General features: G+C 72.2%; 8 protein-coding genes and 1 pseudogene. 5 read left to right on the top strand and 4 right to left on the bottom strand.

The genetic code is table 11. The annotated features are described in order from the left end of the window. Together AB0M03_RS39190 and AB0M03_RS39185 are read right to left on the bottom strand one after the other, a co-directional pair. Positions 1–106: pseudogene (locus AB0M03_RS39190) on the bottom strand (electron transfer flavoprotein subunit beta); the annotation flags it as partial. Between the two features lie 385 nt (positions 107–491). After that, positions 492–905, bottom strand: a complete 414-nt coding sequence (locus AB0M03_RS39185) for a thioredoxin family protein (RefSeq protein WP_363501474.1) — start codon at positions 903–905, stop codon at positions 492–494. Between the two features lie 235 nt (positions 906–1140). Between AB0M03_RS39185 and AB0M03_RS39180 the strand changes: the two genes are divergently transcribed. From AB0M03_RS39180 to AB0M03_RS39160, 5 genes are all read left to right on the top strand, one after another. After that, positions 1141–1566, top strand: a complete 426-nt coding sequence (locus tag AB0M03_RS39180; RefSeq protein ID WP_363501471.1) for a DUF4395 domain-containing protein — start codon at positions 1141–1143, stop codon at positions 1564–1566. A gap of 335 nt (positions 1567–1901) precedes the next feature. Beyond that, positions 1902–2675, top strand: a complete 774-nt coding sequence (locus tag AB0M03_RS39175) for a lysophospholipid acyltransferase family protein (RefSeq protein ID WP_363501468.1) — start codon at positions 1902–1904, stop codon at positions 2673–2675. Between the two features lie 132 nt (positions 2676–2807). Then, positions 2808–3302: a DinB family protein gene (locus tag AB0M03_RS39170; RefSeq protein ID WP_363501465.1), complete on the top strand. Its 495-nt coding sequence runs from the start codon at positions 2808–2810 to the stop codon at positions 3300–3302. Between the two features lie 108 nt (positions 3303–3410). Next, on the top strand, positions 3411–3923 hold the full coding sequence (locus AB0M03_RS39165; protein ID WP_363501462.1) for a DUF2199 domain-containing protein: 513 nt from the start codon (positions 3411–3413) through the stop codon (positions 3921–3923). A 110-nt stretch (positions 3924–4033) separates the two neighbouring features. Further along, on the top strand, positions 4034–5332 hold the full coding sequence (locus AB0M03_RS39160) for an MFS transporter (protein WP_363501459.1): 1299 nt from the start codon (positions 4034–4036) through the stop codon (positions 5330–5332). Between the two features lie 11 nt (positions 5333–5343). Here the strand turns inward: AB0M03_RS39160 and AB0M03_RS39155 are convergent, their stop codons facing one another. Then, a complete protein-coding gene (locus tag AB0M03_RS39155; RefSeq protein ID WP_363501456.1) occupies positions 5344–5658 on the bottom strand; it encodes a hypothetical protein in 315 nt (104 codons plus the stop codon). A 1-nt stretch (position 5659) separates the two neighbouring features. Then, positions 5660–6067 (bottom strand): DUF2809 domain-containing protein, encoded by a 408-nt coding sequence (locus AB0M03_RS39150; protein WP_363501453.1) that lies wholly within the window; start codon positions 6065–6067, stop codon positions 5660–5662. Positions 6068–6173: the final 106 nt, after the last annotated feature.

Here is a 6173-nt window from a genome sequence, read left to right as displayed (position 1 = left end):
GGAGGCCGTCCACGCCATCCCGGTCGGTGGTGGTGTCGTCCGCGAAGCGACGGTCACCGGTCGCGTCGGGCACGTACTTCACACAGACAACGATCCTCAAGCTCACGGCCTGTCTCCTGTACTGGTCCTGTCCGGCGGCTGCGGCGGTGCAGATGGGCAGAGCGCACGCTCCGGCCCCACGCGGGCCACGTCTTCCTGCGCCCGTCCGGAACTTCCTGGCAGCATACTCGCCAGTAGCCACGCATGCTACTGGCCAGTAGCTTAGCGCTGCGGGCCCCGGCCGAGCGTCCCGACCGCCGCCGCACACACTGTCCGACAGGCTTCCGGGACGGCTGCACCACCGTCTGCGCCCATCCTGCCCCAGGCGGCGCCCCGTACCACCTGACCGGGCGGCAGATCGGGCTGTGAGATTGAAGGTCTTGACAACGGCCCCGAAGATCGACGGCCTTCCCGGAGGCCCGGGCCCGCCGGTCGGACGGCCTCGCCCCCGGTCAGACGGCCTCGCCGAGGGCCGCGATCACATCGGCCCGGCGCGGCTGGCCCGACGCGCGGCGGATCACCCGGCCGGTCGCATCGAGCACCAGCACCGTGGGGGTGCGCAGGATGTCCAGCCGGCGCACCAGGTCGAGCTCGGCCTCCGCGTCGATCTCCACGTGCGCCACCCCCTCGACCATGCCCGACACCTCGGCCAGCACCCGGCGGGTCGCCCGGCAGGGCTGGCAGAACGCGGTCGAGAACTGCACCAGCGTCGCCCGCTCCCCCAGCTCCCCGCCCAGGTCCGCCGCCGACAGCCGCACCGCACCGTCCTTCGCCCGCACCCGCAGCCTCCCGTCCCGGTGCGCACGCAGCAGCCCGAAGGCGCTCGCCAGCACCAGCACCACGCCGCACACCACCAAACCGGTCACCGCACCAGTGTGGCCCACCACCTCCCCCGGCCCTTGCGCCGCTCAGCGCTCGACCACGCACCCGGCCGCCCCCTACGATCCTCCGCATGGACTCCCCGCGCCCCCGGCTGCCCCGGCTGACCACCCGCCGCGTGGTCGACCTGTGCCGGGCCACCGCGTCCCGCTGTCGCTGACCGCGGCCGCCACGAGCGGCCGGACAGGCCCCCACCGGTTCGCGCCCCAGGAGTCCCCCTCCATGCAGATCGACCCCCGCGGCCCGCGCTTCGCGGCCGCCCTCACCTCCGTCGTGCTCGCCGCCGCCCTGATCACCGGCAGCGGCGCCCTGCTCGCCGTCCAGACGACGGTCTTCGCCGTCGGCGCCCTCGCCGGCGTGCAGCACTCCCCGTACGGCTTCGTCTACCGCACCCTGGTCCGGCCCCGGCTCGGGCCGCCGCGGGAGCTCGAGGACGCCCGGCCGCCGCGCTTCGCCCAGGGCGTCGGCCTCGCCTTCGCCCTCGCCGGCACCGCCGGCTTCCTCTCCGGCGCCGACTGGCTGGGCCTGGCGGCCACCGGGCCGGCCCTCGCCGCGGCCTTCCTCAACGCCGCCTTCGGCTGCTGCCTCGGCTGCGAGGCCTACCTGCTCCTGCGCCGCGGCGGCGCCCGGATCGGCGCCCGCGCCTGAACCCCGCCCCGAGCCGAAGGCGGAGGGAGGAAGCGGCACCGCCCCGAGCCGAAGGGCCCGCCGGCGCCGAAAGCAGGCGGGCGGGCGGGCAAAACAGCAGCGAGCGGGCGGCAATCAAGCGAGTTCCCGAATGAGACGCAGGTCTCACGTGATGTAGAACTCTCCGCCGAAATCGCGCCCCGCGGACACCCCCACGTGACAGCGGGCACGTCTTCGGGGGATCATCGGGCTGAAACACCCGTGGCCGCCGCGGCGTGCCGCGCCCTCGCCGGTCGGCCCCGCGGCCCGGGTACCGCCGGACCGGGCATCAGGCCCGACGAGAAGTAGGGCTGACCGTGGCTGAGTTCGTGTACCCGCCGGTGATCCGCGCCGCACTGACCGCGTTCAAGGCGCTCGACCTGCGGATCTCGATCGTCGGCGCCGAGCACGTCCCCGCGGCCGGCGGCGCCGTCCTGGTGAGCAATCACATCAGCTACCTCGACTTCATCTTCGCCGGCCTCGGCCCCTGGCGCGGCGGCAAGCGCCTGACCCGCTTCATGGCGAAGGACGACGTCTTCAAGCACCGCATCTCGGGCCCGCTGATGCGCGGCATGCGGCACATCCCGGTCGACCGCACGGACGGCCAGCCCGCCTACGACGCCGCCGTGAAGGCGCTGCGCGAGGGCGAGATCGTCGGCGTGTTCCCCGAGGCCACCATCAGCCGCTCGTTCATGCTGAAGAAGTTCAAGACCGGCGCGGCCCGGATGGCCGCCGAGTCCGGCACCCCGCTGCTGCCCGTCATCCTCTGGGGCACCCAGCAGCTGTGGACCAAGGGCCGCCCGAAGACCCTCACCAAGCGCCACGTCCCGATCACCGTCATGATCGGCGAGCCGATCGAGCTCACCCCGCAGGACAAGCCGGTCATGGTCACCCGCCGGCTCCGCGCGGCCATGACCGAGATGCTCGACCGCGCCCAGCGCGAGTACCCGGCCAAGCCCGCCGGCCCCGAGGACAGCTGGTGGCTCCCCGCCCACCTCGGCGGCACCGCCCCCACCCCCGAGCAGGCCGAGGCCGCCGACGAGGCCGAGGCCACCGCGAAGGCCGAGCGCCGCGCCGCCAAGTCCGGCTGACACCCCGGCCTCCCCTTCGACGAATCGGACGCCCCGAGCCCCCGCGGCCGGGGCGTCCCGCATCCCTCCCGGCATCATCGCTCCACCCTGTGCCGGCGCCGCCCCGTCCCTCACTCGGTAGGGTCGCGGAACATGACGACCCCCCGGTTCTCCACCGCCACCGAGCGGGACGCCCTCTGCGGGTTCCTCGACAAGCAGCGCGCCGCTCTGCTCCGTGCTCTGGACGGCATCAGCGAGGCGGACGTCCGCAAGGCTCCCACCTCCAGCTCGCTGACCCTGCTCGGGCTGCTGAAGCACAACGCCCTGTGGGAGCGCCGCTGGTTCCAGGTGATCCTGGCCGGCCGGTACTTCCCCGACGAGTGGCCGCACGCCGAGGGCGGTGCGGACGACGACTTCGCCCTGGGCGAGCACGACACGGTCCCGCACTGGCTCGCGTACTACGAGGAGCAGGTCGCCGCCGGCCGCGAGATCGTCGCGGCCACCGACCTGGAGGCCCCGTGCGCGTGGCCGAAGCTCGCCCACCGCAACCTGCGCTGGGTGCTCCTGCACATGATCGAGGAAGTCGCCCGGCACGCCGGCCACGCCGACATCATCCGCGAGACCCTCGACGGCACCCGCGCCACCTGACCCGGCACGGTAGGCATCGGCACCGTCCCGGGCCGTGCCGGCCTCCGGCCGTCGGCCGTCATTGACCCGGGCGGTCGGCCGTCGCAGGGCCGGGTTAGGGTCGGCGGCATGTCCTCCGAGCACGGCTTCACCTGCACCTGCTGCAACAGCCACCACAGCGACGTCCCGATGAACTTCTCCAGCCCGGCGCCTGCCCACTGGGACGAGTCGCTGGCGGAGGACCCGGACAGCCTGCTCTCCTCCGACCAGTGCGTGATCAAGGGCGAGCACTTCTTCGTCCGCGGCCTGGTCGAGATCCCGGTGATCGGCAGCGACGAGGTCTTCTCCTGGGGCGTGTGGGTCTCGCTGAGCGCCACCAACTTCGCCCGCGCCGCCGAGGTCTGGGACACGCCCGGACGCGAGAACGAGCCGCCGTACTTCGGGTGGTTCTCCACCGAGCTGCCGATCTACCGCCCCACCACGATCAACCTCAAGACCCGGCTGCACACCCGCCCGGTCGGCGAACGGCCGTGGATCGATCTGGAACCCACCGACCATCCGCTCGCCGTCGAGCAGCGCACCGGCATCACCATGGACCGTGTCAGGGAGATCGCCGCGGCCGTGCTGGACTCCGCCGGCTGAGGCTCCCGTCGAGGTCCCGGGAGATGCCGGCGAGAACCGGGAGCACCGTGCCGACGTGTTGGTGATCAGCGGCCGGCCCGGGCCGCGGATCCGAGAGCGGAGTCGGTGCAGTGACGGAAGTGACGCAGGATTTACAGGATGCCGGGGCGAAGACCGATGGTCCGAGCCTCTGGCGTCAGCGGGATTTCATGCTGCTGTGGAGCGGCCAGACGGTCAGTGAGATGGGATCGGCGGTCACCCAGGTCGCGCTGCCGCTGCTCGCGCTCGTCGTGCTCGAGGCGAGCACCTTCCAGGTCGGGCTGCTGACCGCGGCCACCACGCTGGCGTTCGCGGTGATCGCGTTGCCGGCCGGTGCGATGGTGGACGGCGCTGCCAAGCGTTCCGTCATGATCGTCTGCAACCTCCTCCGACTGGTGATCATCGGCTCGGTCCCGGTGGCGGCGGCGTTCGACGTCCTGACGATGGCACAGCTGTACGTGGTCGCCGTGGCTGCCGGTGTGTGCTCGGTGTTCTTCGACGTCTCGTACCAGAGTTACGTGCCGTCACTCGTCCGTGCCGATCGCCTGATGAGCGCCAACGGCAAGCTCGGGACCACCCAGGAGTTCGCGCAGCTCGGCGGACCGAGCATGGGCGGCGGGCTGGTCTGGTTGTTCGGTGCCGCCGGGGCGATGACGGCCGACGCGGTCTCCTACGCGGTCTCGGTCCTGTCGATCCTCGGGATCAGGACCCGGGAGGATCCGCCGCCCGCGCGGCCGGCGGACGAGACATTGCGGCGCCGGATCGCCGAGGGGCTGAAGTTCGTTTTCGGGCACGGCATCCTGCGCAGGGTCGTGGCGTGCACGGGCACCGCGAACCTGTTCGGCGGCATGACGTCGGCGCTGGCGATGGTCTTCCTCGTCCGGGAGTTGCACGTGCCACCCGCGCTGACCGGGCTGATCATGGCGGGCTCGGCCGTCGGCGGCATCGCCGGGGGTGTGTTCGCCGGCCGCCTCGCCGAGAAGATCGGCTCGGCGCGGATCATCTGGGTGTCGATGCTGGTGTTCAGCGCGCCGCAGGTCGTCGCGGCGGCCGCCTGGCGAGGCTGGGGGGTGCTGCTGTTCCCGCTGGGCTGGGCCGTCACGGGCTTCTCCGCGATGGTCTACAACGTCGCACAGCTCAGCTACCGGCAGTCGGTGACACCGCCGGAGCTGATGGGCCGGATGAACGCGGCCGTCCGCTGGGTCGTGTGGGGCACACTGCCGATCGGCGGCGTCCTGGGCGGAGCACTCGGCACGCTGATCGGGGTGCGGCCCGCACTCTGGCTGGCCTTCGTCGGTGCGTGGGCGGCCGGCTGGTTCGTGTTCTTCTCCCCGCTCCGCCACATGCGCGACGTTCCCCCGCCCCCGCCCGCCCCTGTTGCCACGAGTTGACGGCGAGTGCCTCAGTCCGCGTCGAACGGCTCGTCGCTCCAGCGGAACCATGCCCGGTCGCCCTCGATGTGCAGCAGGAACTCGGCCACCGGCCCGTCCGGTGAGGAGAACGTCAGATTCTCGGCGATCCGGTCGTACGCCTCGTCGAAGCGCTCGCACTCCTCTTCCTCCAGCAGCGCCAACGTCTCGGCGAACCACGGCGCCACCGCCGCCCAGGCCGGCCCCGGACGGAACACACCGCCCAACCAGGGAAAGTCGCCCTCGTCGATGTCGACCTCACCGACGAGTTCCGTCTGTCGCGTCAGTCGCCAGACCCCACCAGGCATCTCACTTCTCCTCCCGTGCCGCGCGCATCCTTCCACGGCCTCCTGACAAGCCTCGGTGCACCGCCCAACAGGCACCGGCGCCGACGGCATACCAGAGGAGGTCGGGTGCGTTGAACGTCGACCCGAGGACCAGACGGGCCACCACGCTCTCCTCGGACCACCGTGCTGGCAACCCTGTGAGCTGGAAGAACTCCACACCCCAACTCACCAGCGTCGCCGCAACGGCCGCCCTGGCCGGCCGAATCCGCGGCGCGACGAGCACCACCAGCGTGTACACGAGCACCGCGTACAGCGCATCGCCTGCATACTTCGCCACGCTCCCGCCCAGCGCGACCCGGACCCCGAGGCCTGCGGCCACGGCCAGCAGGCCGGCCGCGCCCGCCTCACAGCGCGTCTTCCAGATCGACAATGTCTCCCCCCTCCGGAAATGCGAGTAGCCCCGCCCGGGACCCGGGCGGGGCTACTGCGAAGAATTGTTCGGCGGCGTCCTACTCTCCCACAGGGTCCCCCCTGCA

Source organism: Kitasatospora sp. NPDC051914 (assembly GCF_040680995.1).
Classification (GTDB): Bacteria; Actinomycetota; Actinomycetes; order Streptomycetales; family Streptomycetaceae; genus Kitasatospora.
Note: the sequence above shows the minus strand (reverse complement) of the source record. Positions and strands in the feature narration are given on the sequence as shown.